The organism is Microcoleus sp. CAWBG58, from assembly GCF_020883045.1.
In the GTDB taxonomy this organism is placed as follows: Bacteria; Cyanobacteriota; Cyanobacteriia; order Cyanobacteriales; family Microcoleaceae; genus Microcoleus.
Window position 1 is genome coordinate 1 of sequence record NZ_JAHRFA010000020.1, and the last position, 22,235, is coordinate 22,235.

The window sequence follows — 22,235 nt, forward strand, 5'->3', positions numbered from 1 at the left end:
GCAGGTAGTAGTCCAGCGTGGGCTTGCAGCGGTAGGGCATACCGTCAAGATGCTTTCAGAGGGTAAAGCTACTAGGCTCCCTGTGATGAAAGAATCCCCGTCTCTTTAGAGCGGAGAGTGTCAACTTCTAGAGCCTTTGAGTGCTTTTGTAAAGTTTTGACGGTAAGGCTTATTAAAAATTAACGCGGGCCACAGCAGCGACAGTTTCAGCTTATTTGCAAAACTTCTGTCGAAATTAGTGCGATCGAAACCATTCCAAAATTTCCAAATACCGCCGCCGTAAGCGACTAGCAACACTAATCCAATTAACGGTTCCATTAAATAACCCCCTAAGCGAGTGATTGGATTTTTGGTCAGCGAGCCTGTATCGCTATTCTTAATCTATCATTTTTCAACTGCTCTGGTGCAGAGATACGCCCTTGTAATTCTACCTTCAGCTAGAGACTTGAAAATCCCCGATCGCCACAGACTGAAAAATATAGCAGAAGGAAGAAGGAAGAAGGAAGAAGGAAGAAGGAAGAAGGAAGAAGGCAGAAGGAAGAAGGCAGAAGGCAGAAGGCAGAAGGCAGAAGGAGGAAGGAAAAAACAAGAAGCAATATTCAGCAAGGGTTTTAGCAATTAAGAATGCTTCAGTCGTCGGGTGCGGTTGCTATAAAAGCCAAGAAGATACCTTTCAGGGTGCAAGATGGAGGATTTACGCAACATTCCCTACAAATCGGAGTTCGATCGCGCTATTTCTCAGCTTCCACCCAAAAGTTGAAATCGGTGGCTGTTGGGCGACGGCTTCTCCTTCCTGGATTTCTGAGACGTGGGATAACTCAAAGATAATTAACACTGATAGTTAGTACCCCACAGGTTACAGCAGGCAAGCTTTTTCTAGCGGACAATAACGGTAGAGAGGTTTCTAAGTAAGGAGGATTGTTTATGCGTGCTGTGCTGATGGCTGGGGGGTCGGGAACGAGGCTCAGACCCCTGACGTGCGATTTACCCAAACCGATGGTGCCGATTCTGAATCGCCCGATCGCAGAACACATTATCAATTTGCTAAAAAGGCACAATATTACGGAAATTATTGCGACGCTGCACTACCTTCCCGATGTCATGCGCGAATATTTTACTGACGGTGCTGACTTTGGCGTTCAAATGACCTACGCTGTGGAGGAAGACCAACCGCTGGGTACGGCTGGTTGTGTCAAAAATATTGCGGAATTGCTCGATCGAACTTTTCTGGTCATCAGCGGCGATAGCATCACAGACTTCGACTTGACAGAAGCTATCAAATTTCACCGCAGCAATAAATCTAAAGCTACGTTAATTTTAACTCGCGTTCCCAACCCAATGGAATTCGGGGTAGTAATTACGGAAGAAAATCACCGGATCAGTCGCTTTCTGGAAAAGCCTTCTAGCAGCGAAATTTTCTCCGATACCGTCAATACCGGCACTTACATTTTAGAACCGGAAGTATTGGACTACCTGCCGGCAAATCAAGAGTGCGACTTCTCGAAAGACTTGTTTCCGCTGCTGTTGGAAAAAAACGAGCCGATGTACGGTTACATCGCGGAGGGTTACTGGTGCGATGTGGGCCAGTTGGATGTTTACCGGGAAGCTCAGTACGACGCGCTGCGGGGAAAGGTCAATCTGGATCTGAGTTACTACGACGAAGTTCGATCGGGACTTTGGGTAGGTCAAAATACTTTTATTGACGATAGCGCGATCGTCGAAGTACCTGCCATGATCGGCAACAATTGCCGAATTGGAGCCCGAGTCAAAATTAACGCGGGTTCAGTCATCGGAGATAATGTGACCGTCGGGGCTGACGCTAACATCAAACGTCCGATCGTCTGGAATGGAGCAATTATCGGCGAAGATGCTCATCTCAGGGCCTGCGTGATTTGCCGCAGTACCCGCGTAGACAGGCGCGCCCACGTCCTCGAAGGTGCTGTAGTCGGTTCGATGTCCATTGTCGGAGAAGAGGCGCAAATCGGCCCTTCCGTGCGAGTCTGGCCGAGCAAAAATATTGAATCCGGCGCTCTGTTGAATCAAAATTTAATTTGGGGAGAACAAGCTAAACGGAATTTGTTCGGCCAGCGGGGCGTTCAAGGACTGGCCAATGTGGATATTACCCCGGAATTTGCCGTGAAATTGGGCGCGGCTTACGGCTCAACATTGAAACCAGGGGCTTCGGTATCGGTTTCTCGGGATCAGCGCAGTATTTCGCGGATGGTTTCGAGATCTTTGATTGCGGGTTTGATGTCGGTAGGAATTAATGTGGTCAATTTGGAATCGACGGCAATTCCGATCGCGCGCACGGTTTCGTCTACGATCTCAATTGCTGGTGGCATTCACGTTCGGATTTCGCCCGATCGCTCCGACCACATTTTAATTGAATTCTTCGATATCAAAGGCATCAATATCACTAAAGCTGCGGAGAAAAAAATCGAGGGCGCTTATTTTAAGGAAGATTTGCGTAGGGCTCTGATTCCTGAAATTGGAGATATGTCGTACTTTAACCAAGCACTCGACGTTTACAACCGGATGTTTGAGCGGCAGATGAATGTTGAGGCAATTCGCTACAGCAATTCTAAGGTAGTGATCGATTACGTTTACGCGGTTTCCGGAGCAATTCTGCCGCAAATGCTCGCCAAATTCGGCTGTGATGCGGTGGTACTCAATGCCAGTCTCAAGCAGACTTCTCTGAGCAACGGAGAACGGGAATATTTGCTCGACCAACTCGGCCGGGTGGTAAAAGCACTCAGCGCTAATTTTGGCGTGCAGGTGTCGGCGAACGGCGAACAGCTCATTTTGGTAGACGAGTCGGGAATAGCGATTCGTGGGGAAATGCTGACGGCGCTGATGGTAAATTTGATGCTGACTTCCCATCCCAGAGGTACAGTAGTAGTACCGGTGAATGCCTCTTCTGCGGTGGAGGCGATCGCCCGCCGCTATCAAAGCAAGGTAATCCGCACTAAGGCAAACCCAAGTGCATTGATGGAAGCCTCTAACAGGAACCCGAATGTGGTTTTGGGCGGTAGCGGCAATATGGGTTTTATTTTCCCGCAATTGCATCCGGGGTTTGACGGAATGTTCTGCATTGCTAAAGTGATAGAAATGATGACGATTCAGGAGCGATCGCTCGGACAGATCAAAGCGGAACTTCCCCGCGTCACCCACCGCAGTTACAGCGTCCGCTGTCCTTGGACGGTAAAAGGTTCGCTCATGCGGCATTTGGTAGAAACTCATTCGCCCGATCGTTTAGAATTAATAGATGGAGTGAAGATTTTTAACTACAGCGACGACAATTGGGTATTAGTTTTGCCCGATGCTAGCGAACCCACCGTTCATATCTTCGCCAACAGCGAGGACAGAGATTGGGTATCCGAAACTTTGAAAGAGTACCGCGCCCTCGTTCACGATTTTGTGACCCAAAGCGAGGCGGCGGTTCGACAAGATAAATTTGGGAATGGTTAATTGGTTATTTGTTGGTTGTTATTGGTTACTGGTTATTGGTTATTGGTTATTGGTTATTGGTTATGGAATTGGTTATTACTAATCGGTGATTGATTATAATCAATCACCAAAAACTAACAACTAACAACTAATAACTAACAACTAACAACTAACAACTAATAACTAATAACTAACAACTAACAACTAACAACTAACAACTAATAACCAATGCCCAATGCCCTGTTTGCCCTGTTTGCCCAATTCCCAATGCCCAATTCCCATTTAAGTTATGAATAGCTGCATTTTAATGGCGGAAATAATTCAACCACCGCAACTCCGTTATACTCCAGACAATCAAGTTCCAATTGCTGAGATGCTGGTGCAGTTTCCAGGGTCGAGACCTGAAGATCCGCCAGAACATTTGAAAGTGATAGGATGGGGCAATTTAGCTCAAGAAATTCACGAAAAATATCGCGAGGGCGATCGCGTGATTATTGAAGGGCGGCTGGGTATGAATACGATCGACAGAGATGGTATGAAAGAAAAGCGCGCTGAACTGACAGCCCAAAGAATTTACACTCTCGGCGCCGATGCGATGAGCGCTGCACCCGCAGCTAGAACCGCCCCCGAACCCGCTCAAATTCGCGATACCGCCCCGGCTAATGTGCCGAGCAATGTGGTTCCCATGAGTTCCCGAGGTCGCAGTTCTAACAACGCTCCAGCCCCTGCTAACCGCCCGTCTAGTTCTGATTGGAACTCGCATCAGTCTTCTGAGTCCGATCGCAAGTCTGGTTCCTCAAACGAAGCTGACAATCCAGATTACGATCCGATTCCGTTTTAAGATCCGACGGCGAATAGATCCGACGGCGGTTGAAACCGCATCTACACAGACAAAACCCGCCTCCGCGGGTTGAAAAACGGGTGGTTAAATTTACGTTCTTTTCTTCAGTCTGCGGAGGCAGACTTCGTTTTTGTAGACGCGGTTTCAACCGCCGTCCTCGTTTTTGTAGACGCGGTTTCAACCGCCGTTTGATCCGATCGCACAATTTCCCGATCCGATCGCACAATTTCCACCCCAAAAACGCGAGCAAACTCAGCAACAACGATCGCCCTAACTCGATAGAGTTCAATTCCCGGTATAAATTGCTCTAAACTGCCAACCGGTCGATCGGGAATCCCGCAAGGTACAATTTGCCCAAAACCTGACAGATCCGGGCAAACATTCAAAGCAAAACCGTGCATAGTAATCCAGCGACTGACTTTAATCCCGATCGCACCCACCTTGCACCCATCCACCCAAACCCCAGTCATTCCCGGAACCCGCGAACCCTTCAGCCCGAAAACTTCCAACACACTCAACAGCACTTCCTCCAACTGTCGCAAATACCAGTGCAAATCCTGCTGGTGGCGGCGCAAATTTAAAATCGGATAGCCCACCAACTGGCCCGGACAATGGTAAGTCACCTCACCGCCCCGCTCAACTCGGTGCAACTCCGCATGAGTTTGGCTTGGATCGAACTTCAGAAATTCCAACTTCGATCCCAGCCCCAAAGTGTAAACAGGCGGATGTTCCAGCAAAATCAGCACATCAGGCAAATCTGGATTGTCCCGGCGTTCTTGCACCAGTTTTTGCTGGATTTCCCAAGCTTGGGAGTAGGGTACTTGTCCCCAATCGAAGAACAAGCACGGTTCAGGGATCGCAGGTTGAGGAATGACAGGGGAAATCATGAAAAAAATCAACAGTGTTTTTACGGAATATTTACGCAGTTAAAATCAAGAATTGTCAACATATGAAAAAAGATTTGGAAGATAAGTGTTTTCTAGAATACATAGTGCTACTGTATAAACTATACCCACGTTAGAGAAGGGAGGGAGCTCTATGAAGCTTGTTATCCAGGGTAAAAATATAGAAATCACCGATGCGATTCGCGAGTACGTAAATCAAAAGGTTGAAAAGGCAGTCAGCCATTTTCAAACTTTGACGACGGAAGTGGATATCCATCTATCGGTGGCTCGTAACCCCAGGATCAATCCTAAGCAGACTGCTGAGGTGACTATTTATGCTAACGGCAGCGTGATTCGGGCTGAGGAAAGCACGGAAAGCCTGTATGCTAGCATCGATTTGGTAGCAGACAAGATAGCTCGTCAACTGCGGAAATTTAAGGAAAAACGCCACGACAACAAGACCCAGAGTAGTGTCAAAACAGTTACGGCAGTTGAAGAACATCCTGTAGTAGCAGATTTGATTGGCGATCGAACTCCCGAACTTCCAGCCGAGGTAGTCAGGACAAAGTATTTTGCCATGCCTCCGATGACTGTGCAAGAAGCCTTGGAACAATTAGAGATTATCGATCACGATTTCTATATGTTCCGTAATGCGGAAACAGGCGAAATTAACGTACTCTACCAACGCAAGACTCACGGCGGCTATGGAGTTATCCAACCACGAAATGCCAACGGTAACGGGCATAGCAAAAATGGCAAAACTGCCGAAAGCGCAGCACCTGAAAAATCAGTTGCAGCAAAAGGTTAGATAATTGCTATCAGCAATAGAGGACTAAAGTCCTTACTACAAACCAAAGGTTCGTAGTGAGGACTTCAGTCCTTGCTTTGTCTCTGTCTCACTCTTCCTCTGTGTTCTCTGCGCTCTCTGTGGTTAAATCATTCCGATCCAATCATATCTAACTTTTAATACTTTCCAAAGTTTTGAGAGATTCCGAAACGTGCGCCTTAAAATCCAACATCGAGTCAAAAATATGCTTGACAACACCTTGCTTATCAATGACGTAAGTGACTCTACCGGGCATAATCCACATGGTAGCTGGAACCCCGTACAATTGCCGCACTTTATTGCCAGCATCGCTCAACAATGTGAAAGGTAATTGATATTTGGTGGCGAATTTCTCATGAGACTGCTGAGAATCATCGCTAATCCCAATTACTTCTGCACCTGCATCTTTGAAAACTTCATAACTATCACGAAAAGCGCAAGCTTCCGCAGTACATCCGGGCGTGTCATCTTTGGGATAGAAGTAGACGATGACATTTTTTTTGCCTTTAAAATCCTTGAGACTGACTGATGAGCCAGTTTGCGAGGTTAAGGTGAAATCTGGTGCAGTATCTCCTACTTTGACAGTCATATTTTTGCCAGTGAGTTTTTTGTTTGTTGATTATTATACAGTCTCAGTTACGCTTAATACTTCTCTTACCTTATTCAAAAAAGCCAGGGAATTAAAAGTAGCACTACCACCAGCGTGACTGAATTCAGATAAAACACCGACTGAATTATCGCCAATAATGCGATCGAACGGATCTAACTTAAGACTGATTTTTTGACGAGCTTCGTACCGATAAAAGTGAAATATTGTCAAATAGTGTAGCAAAGTATCTTTAATTATACCATCATAAATCAAACCTTGACGAATATCTTCATCGTCAAGAATACCTTCATAAATATTCAATAGCGTCGAATAGGAGATCGCTCCATTATAAAAGTTCTTATCCCCTTGTTCAACTTTAATCCCGTTAAACAGATTAAAAAATACAACAGCTTGTTTCCTCCTATCCGCGAACAAATCTGCAAGCTCGGCTGTATCTTGAATATAAAAAGATTCTCCTCGATGCTGTTTGGGACTATGTACATAATATTTATCAAAAAATACTGGATAAATCCTAACATCTTCCCGCTCTCCTTTCAAAACTCGGATGATATCTTTCGACATAAAAAATAACTTATCATCTCCATCATTTTGAGTAATATGCAGCGTATTCGTATAAGGTGCTTGAGACATATATAGAAAATTTCGATAGCCTCGATTATATAACTGACTGACAATATCTGCCAGAATTAACGGCTGACTATAAAGATGCTGAAGGCTATAGTTTTCCGAGAAAGTTTTCAGCATTCCCACCTGAATAGTCTCATCTTCATAGCATCTAATTCCGGTGACTTCGCCAAATAAACAGGCTTTTCGGCGATCGCGCCTCCCGCCATTTTTCCCATCGCTATCCCTAGTCGATACTGTAATAATCGCTAAATTATCCAATTCTGGAGATAACTGTACATTATTAAATCGAAACTTTTTAGGTAAGATTGAATATAGGGAACTCAAACCATTTTTAGCTGTCAAATGATACTTATCGCCCCGAATGCGAAATCCTTGGGAATTGGCTCGATGTTTTTCGCTCAAAATGTGACATAATACCTTAGAAAAATGTCCGATAAACTTTTCCGAAGGGGAAGGATTTTCGTGGTAGCCTTCGTGAAGTCTTACCATCGGCACAAATAAATTATTGGGTAATTTTTGTAATAAGATTTTGAGGGCAATATATGACATCAGCGAAATAGCAAACTTGTAAACAAACGTTGCTTGTCTTTGCAAGCCTCCATTGCTGTCTAAACGTCGGTTGTTGTAGGGAAAAACGACGGATTTATGCGGAAAACTTTTATAAAAAACATCTCTAGAGCGATCGGCTTTAGGAATCCAAAACACTGGTAAAGCCTGAATACCTTTGATATTATATTCCATGCTGAAACTTTGGGATTCATCAGTTGGGAAATATCGAACATCTTCAATCTGAATATTGACCGGAAATTGACAAATTGATCTCTGATTAATATTCGATTTTTCCACAGAAATATACTGAAGTGTTTCTTTCGGATTTCGCCCCACAACCTCCTTGAAAAATTTTCCGGTTGTCAAGGTACGATCTATATTTTCAAGTAGACCTTTTTTAATCAGGATCTGCCGCGATTCTGTGCGAGGTGATAAAATAGTTTTATCTAAGATTGATTTTTGCAGCAATTGCTTGAGACAGTTGATTTTATAAGCGATGTTAAACTTCTCAAATCCTTGGATAAAATTGCGAAAAAGCTCTTTTTTGGCATCCTCATCAGAACCTTGCAATATGGAAACTACATTTTGCTCAAAGCCAGCGATCGGGTTATAATTAAGTTCAGAGTCAGTGTCGTAATTTGGCGCTAGTGGATTGCTGCGAGAGGCAAACACAAAATAGTACAAAAATGCTATTTTTAGTACCTTGCGGAAGAAGGTTTCATGATTGGCTGGTTCCTCCAAGGCGGCGAGATGTTCCTGGCTATCGGGATTTAACAAATTTAGATAGTAGTCGAATACGCGATCGCCTCCACGGGATTGTACAGGATTGCCAAACTTGAGTTTGAGGCCAAAAATAAATTGGCGATCGCCCCCAGCATCATCCGTAGTTTCTCCCAGACTACCTGCTATAATCGGAACGATTGGTAAATAATCGAAAGCTTCCGATCGCGAAAACATATCTTTGTAATTAACCGGAGTTTTCTGATAGCTAACCAAGTAATCGCCATCAGCTTTATTGGTATCACTGATATATCCTTCTATTAACCTCAAACGCCGAATTAAATCTTGGAGATAAATCAAACCGCGCCTATTTTCTGTAGTTGAATCAATATTTTCTAAAAGATACTCCAAGTAAGTAATTTTAGCTTCTTTTTTCAGTTGTCCCAGAGTTTCCCGATCCACAACTCGCACCAGTCGGTGAAAATCAGAAGTTTCATTTTGCACCATTTCATCAAGCAGGAAATTAAGTTCTTCCTTCTCCTCTTGATTTCCAGTTTTTTCAGCAATATAACTCTTTAAACCTGCTTGCAATTCTTCTTCAAAAATATCTACATTGCGGATAGAAATAGTTACTTTATGAAACTTCAGCAGCGAATCAGAAGTAGAATCTAAGCATTCCAAACTCAATTTCTGTTTCTGCAAATCTTTATACAAATTATCAAAATCATACCTTAAACCTAACTGAGTCCCTTTACCTTTAAAAGACTCTAGCGGACTAATTAAACTAACTACAAATTGGTCAATTGTAACACTATCTCCCAAAACAGATTGTAATTTTTGGCGCAAACAAGCCTCAATTTCCCTAACTTGACTCCGAAAGCGCACCTCAACTTCTGGTAAGAAATTCACCGTAGCATAATCTGCTTGATGTTCGCAATTACCCAAAGGATTTTGTACTTCTTTGCAAGTAGCGACTTGATTAGCAACTGTGTCAATATCTATTAGCAAACGTTTGCGATCGCCCGAAATGCTAAACGGGTTATTTCCCTGCAAAACTTCTAAAATTTTGTCCAGCAAATCGCCATAATCTACCGTGACTAAATCGCTATCATCTAATCTTAAAACGTTCACCCTGTCAACCCCCGATTTCAGATTTCCTTAGACAAAACCAAATTGAGTACATTCAACTCATTGGAACTCAAAAGATACTTATCAGTAAATATCTTTTCCCTAATCTGTTCTAAACTGTAGCTTCTAAACACAACAAACGGGAAATCTTGATATTTATCTCCGATCGGCAAAACATTACCAACAGGATACAGCGCCTTAATATATTGAGTCAAGATATTTCTAAAATCTTGATATTTCTGTTCTTGGGGGTTACTAGCAAAATATTCCCTGAAGACTTCACCAGCAATAAATGCAAACAATGGCAAGGCATAATACCGATCCTTGCGGTGACTGCTTTGCTCAAATCTCTGTGTCTTATCAACAGAGTTTGTGAGTTCTTTTACTAACTCCATCGCATCTTTAATGGCAAATTGTAAATCCTCTGAATACGCACTACCATAACTAATTATCTGCATATTATGCCAAAGTTCACTATTAGCATTTTTGGCTATTGTTGCCAGAGGCATAATGTAGGTTTCTTCCAAAGTTTGCGATGCGATCGGTACAACCAACAAACCGCCACTCATGTAGCCGAGTTGAAGGTTATCAAGGTTCAATAAATTCTCGAAACCTTCACTTACTAACTGGGAAAACTGATTGTTGAAAAAATCGCGCTGCGAAAGATACGAAGTATGGGATTTACCACTAGACTCAACATTCTCTCTCAATGCAAAATCAGCTTGGCCGAGTAAATCTTCTAGACTATTATAGACTTGTGGTAAACGCCGATCGCTCCTATTCTTCCTATGTTCGCTCTTCAACTTATCGATTAAGCTTTTCATTTGGGATGAAAATGTTTCACCAGCAGCAAACACAGACTTACCGCCGATGGGTATGATGATAAACTTATCTGAACCAATTTGCCCGCAACCATAAATTCGCGTCATTATAGATGCTTTCAAAACCAACAGGATATTTAAAATACTCAGTTTACTTTCCTGTATCGATATCTCTTTATTATCTTCAAAATACACTACCCGATCGCCTAAATAGAAAATCAGTTCTTTATCTTGGTTGTCAATCTCATCCTTTCCGCGCCCCCGATAAATTACCTGAATCAATTCCATCAGGTTTTTCTCTATTTCAAACCTTGGAATCTCGACCAAAATATGTTTAGTCTTGGGAAAAGATAGCCCGCGACTACCTGAAGCAGTCATAAATACTACTTTCGCATCTTCTTTGCATTTTTGAACTAACTCTTTTTCCTCCTCACCAATATTAGCGTGTATTTCTATATAATCTGTTCCTTTTTCAAACTCACCTCGATGTTCTCTAATCTTGTCTATCAAATTACCCAGTTTTTGTTTATCTTGAATATAAACTATCACTTGTTCAACATCAGAGCGTTGTAACAGGGCTTCTATATCTTGTAAAATTTCGCCTTGTACTTTCTTGGTTAAATCAGTTTCTCTATCTAGCAAAGTATCTTCACTAAACTTGCAAGATTCAATGAAAACTTTGTATGTTATGCTTAAGCTTTTAGCAGGATAGGAGTTAGTATTGATAACAGTCGCGTCAGTATCTTTAAACTTAAAATTCTCGACTGACAGAGGTAAACCTGGATTTTTAGCTCTCCGAAAATAGATTTTATCCGGTTCAGCAGAGGTATCGCTTAAGTGTTGGGTGATGACAGCCTTGTCAACGATAGAAGCATCTGCAACAATCACCTTTGTATTAAACCCGTAAGCATTATTTTTCAATCCATAGGTGTTTAGGATATCATTGATCCCGTTTAAGAATTCTACGCCTCCCTCGTCTCCCGTAATCTCGTCGATCATGATAAACAAATGCTTGATGCGACTGGAGATGTCTTTCATGCGATCGGGAAACACTTCACCATTCTTTGTGTTGTAAGCATTCCTGAAAATTTTCTCAAAATGTTTTAATGTATCGCCCGCATCAGTTTTCTTTAAAGATTGGATGGAAACAGTCGCAACAATGTTATTATAATCTTTAGTATCAATCAGGGTATAAATGGCTTCACAAATGCTGTTAAGTACGCCCTTAGTATTCCGTCCACCATCTTCAATTACATTTTCTGTTTGTCTCTTGAGTCGGTCCGATCGCCTATTTTGACTCTTAGTTTCTCTGCTATCTTGAAAGTTAACAGTCTTTAATGAAAACTTTCCCTGCTTCTGATTCGAGAGATACTGGACAGTACATTTATGACCGCTATCTTTAATTAAGTCACTATAGGTATTAATTGCGAATATTTTATCATGCCATAAATCGTCAGTACCAGGTTTTTTGAACTTGTCGATAATATCTAGATTTACCTGCTTCCTCGGACTGACATAAAAGAATAGAAATCCATCGTTTACATGATCTGTGAGAAATTTGGCGATCGCAGTCGTTTTACCAATACCCGGATTACCAGTTAAAAAGATATAAGTGGCAGCAGATTCTAGGGTTTTTTCAATTAGCTTAGCGTGAGCATTTCGCAAACTCAAACCTCCGCTCAATCCCAACTGCTGCATCAATTCATCCGGCACAATTCCCACCGAGTTGACAAAACCCTCAAGTTGCTCTGGGTGGCGCACAACATTGATTTTATCCGCAGACATTGCTAATATATCGTCAACAAGCTTTTTTCCTCGATCGAAGCTGTAGCAAGCACTCCGCTTGATTTTATTTAAAACTAATTTGCGGGCATCGACGATTTCTTTAGGACTCGAATCATACTTATAAATCGAGTAACAAGTTTTCAAAACATCTAAATTTTCGGGACGGACAGACATAGTGCTAATTCCGCGATCGCTATATCCTACCGCATTAAATATTAGTCGCGAATCCTCAGCAAGTATCCCCGTTTCTCGGAGAAATTCATAAAAACTATAAGCATAACCGCCAGCTTGAATTAACTTAGCGCTCTCCTTATCATCATATTTAAAAGCAGTAAAATAACTCTTCAAACCTTCCGAAAACTCAACATCACAACTTTCAGTATCTATGCGAAGTTTAGAAAAAACACTTTTCGATCGCAAATAGTTAATATCTCGTCTCAACAAACGCCGAATAATCTCTAAATAATTCAGATTTGTCACATCCTCAGATGTCCTAATCGAAAACACCGACAAATCTACAGACAGAATCCTAAATTGCTTACCACCATATCGCAGTAATATTAGAGTATCTGCTTTCAGAAACTCGCCTTTCTGTGTGTAACTTCCAATATACTGAGAAATATTTTTAATTTGGTCAAATTGAGATAAGACTTGTCTACACCAATGTGCTTCACCTTTAACGTAAGTACCAATACTACTCTCATCACAAAAACAGGATTGGTAATACAAGATTTCCAAACGTCGCAGTTTACTTGTCTCATTCCAACCTGTAGATTCAAGGTATTCTCGAAAAAAGTTTAAACCTGATAAAAAGCCTTTTTGTAGGAAAAATATACTCCACTTTTCAGCCATCTTTCTTTCCAGAGGACTGGTTATTTTATCAGTGATTTTTCTCAGCATCTTCGGAAACTCTAGCTGCTGCAATTCCTGGAGGTACAAGTTTCCAAACTTATGCTTAATTTGCTTCTCTTTAATACAAGCAAGAATTCCAATATTAAACCCAACTTCAAACAAACGCCCCAAATCTTCTGCTATCAGAGATTTCATGACTGCGTACCTCCTGTTGATGCATTTAAAACTTCTTTAACTTTAGTCAAAAACGCCAAAGCATTAAACTCTGCAACTCCTCCCATATGCTTGTACAGAGATAGTTTACCTACAGATTGATCTCCTATCAAGTTTTCATAGGGGTCTAATTTAAAACTAATTTGAGCGTTTTTACCACTTGCTTTTTCGTAGCGAGAAAAGTGGAACAAGGTCAAATACTGCAAAATGTCATTTTTTAATTGAGTATTAGAAATCAATCCTTGATGGATATGTTCATCATCCAGTATATCTTGATAAATATTTAACAAGGTAGCATAGGAAATTACACCCCTATAATTACGTTCTGCTTCTGAGCCGACTACCAAACCATTAAACAAATTAAAAAATACCACAGAGCGTTTGCTGGGGTCTTTGACTAAAGCGGTTAACTCCAATGTATCCTGAATGTATAAAGAATTTACTCCCAATCTTTCTGACAGTTTAACGGCATAGTATTTGTCAAAAAACATCGGGTAAATTTTGATGTCATTGTAGTTTTCTTTAAAATATTTAATCACATCTTTCGACATGAAAAATAAAGCATCTTCTTTTTGTGTCATGTGCAAGGTACTAGAATAGGGAGCTTTGGCTATGTAGAGAAAATGCCTGAATCCCAATTTGTAAACGTTTCCTATTTCATCTCGCACTACAGTAGGTTCTTTAAACATCTGTTCGTGTTCGTAGGTTTCCGAGAAGGTTTTGAGCAACTGTAGCCTGACAGAACCATCTTTTTGACGAATTGCACCGACAATTTCTCCTTGCAAATTCGACAGTTTTTGGTCGCTATTCCACCTAGCATCACTCTCGCGACTGGAAACTATAACTATAGCGAGTTTGTCCAGTTCTTTTGGAGAATCTGACTGGTTAGTAAAGGTAAACTTTTTGGGTAGCACAGAATATAAAGAACTCATTACATTGGGAGCTTTGTATTCTATATTTCTGATATCAACACCCTGAGAATTAGAACGATGTTCTTCATTTAGTAAATGAGACAACCTTTTAGATAAAGAACGCATGAACTCTTCTACGGGCGAATCTGACTGTTGATTGCTCAGTTGCAGGCGCAGGATGGGAATGAATAATCTACTCTGTTTTTCCAATAACAGTTTGAGGCAAGTATAGGCAAGTAAATCGAAGGTAAATCGATACACAAAACTTTTTTTATTATCCCATTTGTTGCTGGCTAGACTATAGGTGAATTCGACTAGCTTACGCTGTTGATAAAACCGATTATATATAGTTGTACACTGTTGCTCATTTGGTCTCAGCAACACTGGCAGAGCTTTTACACCTGTGACATCATACTCCATACTGAAGCTTTGCAGGTCATCCGTGGCAAAATAATGAACATCACTAATTGCGATTTTAGCTGTGAGAGTACATAGGGAATTTTCACTAGCCTTTGCTTGACCAATAGCTATATATTTTAATACTTCTTTGGGCTTGGTTCGTAGCTCAGGCTTAAAAAATGTAGAGGTTGTAGAAATATTATTGATACTATTATCTAAAATGCTTTTTCTGACCGAAATGTGAAGCGGAAATTCTTTCGGTGAATGCTTGTGTTTCAGAATTTTTTGCAGAAGATTCTTGAGACTATCTATTTTAGAGGCAATATTATATTGTTCAAAACCTTTTTTTATCCCTCGCAAAAGCTTTTGCTTTGCTACTTCATCAGAACCTTTGAATATTTTTAATACTTTTTCCTCAAATACTGGAATTGGATCGTATTCTAAGTCTGAGTTAACTGTGTAACCGTCTGACAAGGGATCTTTGGCGGCAAAAACGAAGTAGTACAAAAAGACTAACTTCAATAACTTTCTAGCAAAAATTTCTTTTCTAGCAGGATTATTAAGTTCGGCTTGATGTTCTTCATTTTGTGGATCGAGCAGATTGAGGTAATAGTCAAAGACTGTTTTTCCACCATAGGCTTGCACTGGGTTATTAAACTTAAGCTTGAGTCCAAAAACAAACTGGATATCTCCTTTGTTTTCGTCTTTGGTTTCTCCTAAATATCCTTCTATTTTGGGGATAATTGGCAACATATCAAAGGCTTCAGCACGAGCAAAAGCATCTGCATAGTTCAAGTCAGTGTCGGCATAGTTGACTAAGTAATCGCCGTCGGTATTTTTGACTATATATTCATCAATCTGTTTGAGACGCCGGATTAGGACTTTTAAATAAATTAGACCCTCGGCATTTGATGGGTTATTGCTGGTGCTAATGTTGTCTTGCAGAAATTCTAGATAACATATCTGTGCTTGTTTTTTGAGTTTGCCGATAGTTTCGGTATCTACAAATTCTTTGAGTCTGTAAAAGTCTGATTTAGGATCTTCTTCTAAATCTTGAAGAATGAACTCCAACTCTTGACAATCGTCCTCACTAGCGCTAGCAAACTGAGATTTGATATAATTTCCTAAGCCTTGTTTTAGTTCGGTATTAAATGTACTGGTTTTACCAACGGTTATAATTAGTTTGTGAAATTTTAGCAGTTCTTTGCTGCTAGTATTTTTTGTGATACTCAAGCGCTGCTTTTGTAACCCTGAATAAGTGCCAAAGGGATAGCTAAAGTCTAACTTGGCAGAATTACTTTCAAAATCTTGCAAATCTGTAATTAAATTAGCAATAAACTGTTCGATCGCAAGCTGTGGATTTTGTTGCTTAATTGCGGATTCCAGTCGAGTTTTTAAACTATTTTTAATTTTGGTAATTTGACTGGGAAAACGTTCTTTGAAACCGGGAGTAAAGTTGACTGTGGCGGTACGAGCACCGCGTTCGGAAGCACCTAAAGGATTTTCTACTCCCAAACCTGCGACTGCTTCGGCGATGCTGTCAATGTCGATGATTAGCCGATCGCAATTACCGTGTATCTTAAAAGGATTCTGAGTCTGTGGCTTCTCTAAAGTTGCTAAAATCTTGTCCAATAAATCACCACAGTCAACCGCAACTAAATCCCCATCTGCTGTTCTTAGGGTATTCACTCTGCAACCTCCTCGCACCGCTTGACAACTTATGCAATAGAGCTATGATAGCCGATATTGATTTATCAATCAAGCAATTTGATTTCTGGCTTTACTAGCCAATTGATTCTTAAGTTTTATATCGGTTCAAAAAGCTTGAATCCACTCTTTCACTTCGTATTCTGTCCAAATCCCATTTACCCAATAGGGATCGGCTTCAACTAATTCTCGCACAGCCGCCTCGTTTTCTGCTTCGTAAATTGCAAAAACTTTGGTTAAATCTTTGGTAGGTCCGATCGTACTTAATACACCTGATTCCTTCTGCTTGGCCAATCCGGCTAAATGAGCGTCTCGAAACGGAGCTCGTTTTTCGAGAACATCTTCGCAGTAACTTCCCCACATCACGTATTTGGTCACGGTTTTGAGCCTTGAATAAATTTGTTTTAAGGTTATTGTACAATAAGATTAGGTGGATTTGATGCAATTTTTTAAGATAAGATTTTTTAACCGCAGAGGGCGCAGAGGGCGCAGAGGAAGAGGGGAAAGAGAGGGGTTTGTTGGATGGAGAGAATTGATGATGCGAGTATTTATCCTTTGCAATTTCCTGATGTTTCTTTTGCGGTTCGGGAGATGTTGCGGCCTTTAACTACAACTTAAAACTCCCGGCGGTTGGCAACCGCGTCTACATAAACAAAACCCACCTCCGTGGGTTCAAGAAAGTTAGCTGTAGGGTGCGTCGCCATGAAAATCTCTAACTAAATATCGAAAATCTCAGGGCGATGCACCCTACAATTAGCTTCTGAGGCTAACGCCGAATTTCTCGACTAAAACATCGCGGACTTTTTGTTGTGCGGGTTCGACATCGGTTTCGCTTAAAGTTCGATCGCCCGATCGATAAATCAACCGAAATGCTAAACTACGTTGTCCGGCTGGAACGTTGTCACCACGGTATTCGTCGAACAATTCCACCGAATCTAGCAAGCTACCACCAGCCTTTTTCATCGCACTTTGCATCTCCACAACCGCCACTTCCATCGGTGCGAAAAATGCAATGTCTCTGTCGGAAGCTGGGAAACTGGAATAAGGTGCAAATTTGCGAGTCGAATTTTGGGATTCGTCCAAACTAGCTACTAGCAATCCCAAGTCTAATTGAAACACATAAACCTGTTCGGGCAAATCTTTTTCTTGCTGCAATTGCGGGTGCAATTGTCCAAAGATTCCTAAATGTTTCCCGTTTAAGGATAGCGCAGCAGTGCGGCCCGGATGCAAGCGGGAATTAGATGAATCACTGGCATATTCCACGGCTAAACCCAACTGTTGAAATGCACTTTCCAGAATCCCTTTGGCTTCAAACCAAGTTAAAGGCCGATCGCGTCCTCCCTGCTGCCATTTCCACACTGTCGGGTCGCCACCAATAATCCCCGCTACGGCATCTGATTCTTTCTTGGCATCTCCTTCTTTCCAAAAAATCCGTCCGACTTCAAAACCGTTGAGCGCGCCGTTTCCTTGCTCCAAATTGTACCCGAAAGCATCAATCAAACCTGACAGCATTTCTGTTCGCAATGCCGAATACTCGACAAACAGCGGATTTGCTAGCACAACTTGATTGTCTCCTTCGGTTTTTACTAGGGAATAGTGCATCAATTCTGTCAAGCCTGCCGCCCGAAATGCCGATCGCACATTCCGCAATTGCGCGTATTCTGGAGATAGATAGCCTGGTTCGGTTTCGCTAGGTAAAGTATCGCAGAAATTGTCGTAACCGTGGAGTCTCGCGACTTCTTCGATTAAATCGATTTCCCTTTCTAAATCCCGGTAGCGGTAAGGCGGAACAGTTATCGCAAATACTCGTTCTTTTGCTGTCGCAGCCACTTCGCAGCCCAGGGCTGTGAGGATATTTTTTACTTCCTCCGGTTCCAGATAGGGAGAACCGCCGGTTGCTCCTCTTTTTAACTGTCCTAAGACCAAGTTTATGCGATCGAGACGCAATTCGAGCGATCGCGAAAAACTTAAATCTCCCCCCGAACTCGCCGTTTTCTGCACCGTCGCATTCCCGCCAGCCAACTCCAAAATTAGGGCAATAGCGCGATCGCACGCCGTCGTTAAAGCTGCTTGATTCACTCCCCGTTCGTAGCGGATCGATGCTTCGCTGCGGAGGCCTTGAGCGCGCGCAGAACGGCGAATCGTTGCTTGGTCAAAAATCGCTGCTTCTAAAACTAGATTTTCGGTGCCGTCGTGCACTTCCGTATCTTCGCCACCCATTACCCCAGCTAAGGCTACGGGTTTGTCGCTAGCAGTAATCAATAGATTTTGAGATTGCAGGTTGCGGTTTTGTCCGTCCAAGGTTTTGAAGGATTCGCCTGGTTTGGCAAAGCGCACGCCGATGCTGATGTCAGAAGTACCGGTGAAAGATTGCAGGCGATCGCGATCGAAAGCGTGCAGCGGTTGTCCCCATTCCAGTAAAATGTAATTGGTTACATCAACCACATTACTAATCGGTCGCACTCCCGCCGCCTGCAATCGCTGCTGCAACCAAGCCGGAGACGGTGCAATTTTCACTCCTGAGATTTCCGTGCCAATGTAAATCGGGCATCCTTGCGGTTCCGATATTTCTACTGCTAAATTGGGACTTTCTTCGCCATGAATCCCCACATCATTAGTTGTCGGAATTCTCAAACTTGCGCCAGTCAGTGCCGCCACTTCCCGGGCTACACCCACCATGCTTAAAGCATCTGCACGGTTCGCAGTTGCTGTCAAGTCTAGAATCACATCATCTAAACCTAAAAGCGGGCGAATATCGCGACCCAATTCGGGATTTTCAAGTTCAAAAATATGAATTCCTGCTGATTCCTTGGACAATCCCAATTCGGCGAGAGAGCAAATCATTCCTTCCGAAGGAACACCTCGCAATTTAGCTGGTTTAATTTTCAGATCTATCGTCGATAAAAAAGTACCGACAACGGCTACAGGTACATAAATATCTGCCCTCGCATTGGGTGCGCCGCACACAATATTTAAGGCTTCTGGTTTGCCGACATCAACTTGACAAACTCTCAATTTGTCAGCGTTGGGATGTTGTTCGCAAGCGACTATTTTGCCCAATACTACGCCGTCAGCCCACGCACGCCTGTCTTCGATTTCTTCGACTTCAAATCCTGCCATTGTCAGGGTTTCGGCTAATTCTTCCGGGGAAATCGTCACATCGACCAATTCCCGCAGCCAGTTTAGAGAAATACGCATAATTTTGTCAGTAGTTAGTTGTCCGTGCTCGGTAGTTAGTTGTCAGTGTTCGATAAGCTGTACTGCATTTAAATTGTATATTTCAATGCCGTAGGAAAACTCATCAAAACCTCTCCCTCTCTCGCTCTCTGCCTTTGATTAGTCTACGCCGGCGGGCTTCGACTGTGCAGTCCGAGAATTTATTCGAGAAAACTGTTCATACCATACAAATTAAAATTTGTCAAGACGATTGTGGTAGATATCAGCAAAAACGAGCGATCGCGCACTCATGTCCGTGACTGCGGTCGGATGAGTAACATTCTCAATCAGAAAATGAGGTATGCTAGAAACATCTAACAGCGCAAAAAGCACTTAAGTTTAGAAAGACTTTACACAAAAAAGGACAACTTTAGCAAGTCTTTAAACTATCTTCAAGGATAATCTACCGCAAAAACTCACAGCAACGAGATAATTAAAATAGGGAAAAGATATCGGCCTAAAAGACTTAGGTGCAATTCCAATTCGCAACCGGATGCACGACCCGCCGGCAACTGATAGAGCTGTATTTCTAGCAGATGCGGTTTAAGGGAATTTGTGCAGTCGAGCGATCGCCAGAGCAAAATCAGAAAAATATAGGCAAACTCAATCAACATGAGCTACTGCGTAAATCCGGGCTGTCCACATCCTCAAAACCCTCCTGACTCTATTCTCCAGTGTCAGACCTGTGGTGCGCGGTTATTGCTGCGCGCTCGCTACCAAGTCATTGAACCTTTAGGACAAGGAGGTTTTGGAGCTACATTTCTGGCAAAAGACATCTCTTTGCCTGGTCAACCGAGTTGCGTGGTCAAGCAACTCCGACCCAGTAGTTCGTCGCCGCGAGTTTTAGAAATGGCGCGGGAATTATTCAAGCGAGAAGCGAAAACTCTCGGTCAACTCGGCGACCACCCGCAAGTGCCGAGGCTGTTAGATTATTTTGAAACCGAACAGCAATTTTACTTAGTTCAAGAGTATGTTAAAGGCTCGACTTTGAAACAAGAAGTCAAACAATCAGGGCGTTTCAATGAATCAGATGTTAAAAATTTTCTATTAGAAATTCTCTCGGTAGTGCAATACGTCCACAGCCAAGGAGTAATTCACAGAGACATTAAACCCGCAAATATTATTCGCCGCGCTCAAGACAATCACTTGGTTCTGATTGATTTCGGAGCGGTTAAAGACCAAGTTAGCCAAACAATATTATTAGACCCCGCCGACCAAAGCGCCAACACGAAATTTTCAGTTGGTACGTTTAGTTTTGCTCCCCCCGAACAAATGGCGCTGCGGCCGATATTTGCCAGCGACATCTACGCCTTGGGCATGACTTGTTTGTATTTGCTGACAGCAAAGTCTCCCAAAGATTTAGATTTTGATGCGGTAACTGGCGAAATTGTTTGGCAGCCCCACGTTCAGGTGAGCCCAAATTTTGCGCGGATTCTTGAGAAAATGCTCAAGCCCATGGTCGGCCATCGCTTTCAATCGACAGGAGATGTCGTCAAAGCTCTGAATGGCGAATTTGAAGACGCAGATCTTTGCAACGGCTTGACAACTCAATTCAACGCAGGTGGCCGCACGGTTGAAGAACCAACGATATTTAATAGTGATGCTACTTCGTTGCCTTCGCCCCAGATGAAAAACGATCGAGATTTGCGATCGAAGCAAAGCATCCGCACTAGAACTTCCTTCAGTCAATCGGGAAATACAGGGATGCAGCCGAGAGTTTCCCGGACTTTGGCTGAGTCTGGCAGAACTTTCGGAACTGCGGCCTTGTCCAATGGCAATTTAGCAGGACAAAAGGTAACGAAAGCGGTTGTAAAGTGGGAAAGTAACAGCTTGCGAGCGGCATATTTTAAAGGTAAACGCGATTTTGCTGACTGCGAACTGTCGGGTTTGCAATTGCCAAAAGCGCAGTTGGCGGGGGGAAATTTTTATCAGGCTAGGTTGGTGAAGGCAAATTTGCAAGCAGCGGATTTGTCGGGGGCGAATTTGGGCCACGCGAGGTTGGTGAAGGCAAATTTGCGATCGGCAAATTTGACTGAAGCTTATTGCAGCACTGCTAATTTTGAAGGTGCGGATTTTCGAGGTGCTGATTTGACTGGCGCTTATTTGAGCAAGGCGAATTTGCGGGGTGCGAATTTGTGCGGCGCGAATCTAACTGACGCTACAGTTACTGAGGAACAACTCGCAAGTGCAAAGACAAATTGGTTGACTACTAAGCCGGATGGTAAGCGGGGTTTTGGATTTTAATTGAAGGAAGAAGGAAGTTCGGCTACAGAATCCGTTGCCGATGTAACGGATGTAACGGATGGAAGTCCGATCGAAGTTGTAAGAAGGAAGAAGGAAAGAAGTAAGGAAGAAGGAAAAAGGAATATTTTCCTAATCTCTCTCAATCTCCTCCAATCTTCCCCAATCTCCCACTCTCCCCCAACTGTCAACTGTCAACTGTCAACTGTCAACTGTCAACATCTCCCACTCTCCCCCAACTGTCAACTGTCAACTGTCAACTGTCAACTGTCAACATCTCCCAATCTCCCCCAACTGTCAACTGTCAACTGTCAACTGTCAACTGTTGAACCTCTCCCCCAACTGTCAACTGTCAACTGTCAACTGTCAACTGTTGAACCCTTCCCCCAGTCAGGTGATTCCTCTGGAGGAAGCTCGATCGCCCAAATTCGCCTAAATTAAAAAATAGCAATGGAGGA

Annotated in this window: 15 protein-coding genes; 6 read left to right on the forward strand and 9 right to left on the reverse strand. The window is 42.6% G+C overall.

Annotation, left to right across the window (positions count from 1 at the left end; translation table 11 throughout):
- Positions 1–120: 120 nt before the first annotated feature.
- Complete coding sequence (locus QZ918_RS11245; RefSeq protein WP_293149854.1) at positions 121–318, reverse strand: hypothetical protein; 198 nt, start codon at positions 316–318, stop codon at positions 121–123.
- A gap of 19 nt (positions 319–337) precedes the next feature.
- On the opposite strand from QZ918_RS11245, the gene QZ918_RS11250 reads away from it, so the two are divergent.
- A complete protein-coding gene (locus QZ918_RS11250) occupies positions 338–622 on the forward strand; it encodes a hypothetical protein (RefSeq protein WP_293334744.1) in 285 nt (94 codons plus the stop codon).
- Positions 623–694: 72 nt separating this feature from the next.
- Here the strand turns inward: QZ918_RS11250 and QZ918_RS11255 are convergent, their stop codons facing one another.
- A complete protein-coding gene (locus QZ918_RS11255) occupies positions 695–835 on the reverse strand; it encodes a hypothetical protein (protein WP_293334747.1) in 141 nt (46 codons plus the stop codon).
- Positions 836–924: 89 nt separating this feature from the next.
- On the opposite strand from QZ918_RS11255, the gene QZ918_RS11260 reads away from it, so the two are divergent.
- Together QZ918_RS11260 and QZ918_RS11265 are read left to right on the forward strand one after the other, a co-directional pair.
- Positions 925–3,468 (forward strand): mannose-1-phosphate guanyltransferase, encoded by a 2,544-nt coding sequence (locus QZ918_RS11260; protein WP_293334750.1) that lies wholly within the window; start codon positions 925–927, stop codon positions 3,466–3,468.
- A gap of 268 nt (positions 3,469–3,736) precedes the next feature.
- A complete protein-coding gene (locus tag QZ918_RS11265; RefSeq protein ID WP_293334753.1) occupies positions 3,737–4,288 on the forward strand; it encodes a single-stranded DNA-binding protein in 552 nt (183 codons plus the stop codon).
- A 104-nt stretch (positions 4,289–4,392) separates the two neighbouring features.
- Here QZ918_RS11265 and lipB read toward each other — a convergent pair whose 3' ends face one another.
- A complete protein-coding gene (lipB, locus tag QZ918_RS11270; protein WP_293334756.1) occupies positions 4,393–5,175 on the reverse strand; it encodes a lipoyl(octanoyl) transferase LipB in 783 nt (260 codons plus the stop codon).
- Positions 5,176–5,326: 151 nt separating this feature from the next.
- On the opposite strand from lipB, the gene hpf reads away from it, so the two are divergent.
- Positions 5,327–5,980, forward strand: coding sequence for a ribosome hibernation-promoting factor, HPF/YfiA family (gene hpf, locus QZ918_RS11275; protein ID WP_293149866.1), 654 nt, complete (start codon positions 5,327–5,329; stop codon positions 5,978–5,980).
- Between the two features lie 148 nt (positions 5,981–6,128).
- Here hpf and QZ918_RS11280 read toward each other — a convergent pair whose 3' ends face one another.
- From QZ918_RS11280 to pheT, 6 genes are all read right to left on the reverse strand, one after another.
- Entirely contained in the window at positions 6,129–6,587 is a 459-nt protein-coding gene (locus QZ918_RS11280) for a peroxiredoxin (RefSeq protein WP_293334759.1), read from the reverse strand.
- 33 nt (positions 6,588–6,620) lie between these two features.
- On the reverse strand, positions 6,621–9,635 hold the full coding sequence (locus QZ918_RS11285; protein ID WP_293334762.1) for a hypothetical protein: 3,015 nt from the start codon (positions 9,633–9,635) through the stop codon (positions 6,621–6,623).
- Between the two features lie 17 nt (positions 9,636–9,652).
- A complete protein-coding gene (locus tag QZ918_RS11290; protein WP_293334765.1) occupies positions 9,653–13,285 on the reverse strand; it encodes a helicase-related protein in 3,633 nt (1,210 codons plus the stop codon).
- A complete protein-coding gene (locus QZ918_RS11295) occupies positions 13,282–16,302 on the reverse strand; it encodes a hypothetical protein (protein WP_293334768.1) in 3,021 nt (1,006 codons plus the stop codon). Before QZ918_RS11295 ends, QZ918_RS11290 begins: the two co-directional genes overlap by 4 nt.
- Positions 16,303–16,428: 126 nt before the next feature.
- Entirely contained in the window at positions 16,429–16,698 is a 270-nt protein-coding gene (locus QZ918_RS11300; RefSeq protein WP_293334771.1) for a YciI family protein, read from the reverse strand.
- 375 nt (positions 16,699–17,073) lie between these two features.
- Positions 17,074–19,518: a phenylalanine--tRNA ligase subunit beta gene (pheT, locus tag QZ918_RS11305; RefSeq protein WP_293334774.1), complete on the reverse strand. Its 2,445-nt coding sequence runs from the start codon at positions 19,516–19,518 to the stop codon at positions 17,074–17,076.
- A gap of 630 nt (positions 19,519–20,148) precedes the next feature.
- Here pheT and QZ918_RS11310 point away from each other — a divergent pair.
- Complete coding sequence (locus QZ918_RS11310; protein WP_293149884.1) at positions 20,149–21,780, forward strand: serine/threonine-protein kinase; 1,632 nt, start codon at positions 20,149–20,151, stop codon at positions 21,778–21,780.
- Positions 21,781–22,218: a hypothetical protein gene (locus QZ918_RS11315; RefSeq protein WP_293334777.1), complete on the forward strand. Its 438-nt coding sequence runs from the start codon at positions 21,781–21,783 to the stop codon at positions 22,216–22,218.
- Positions 22,219–22,235: the final 17 nt, after the last annotated feature.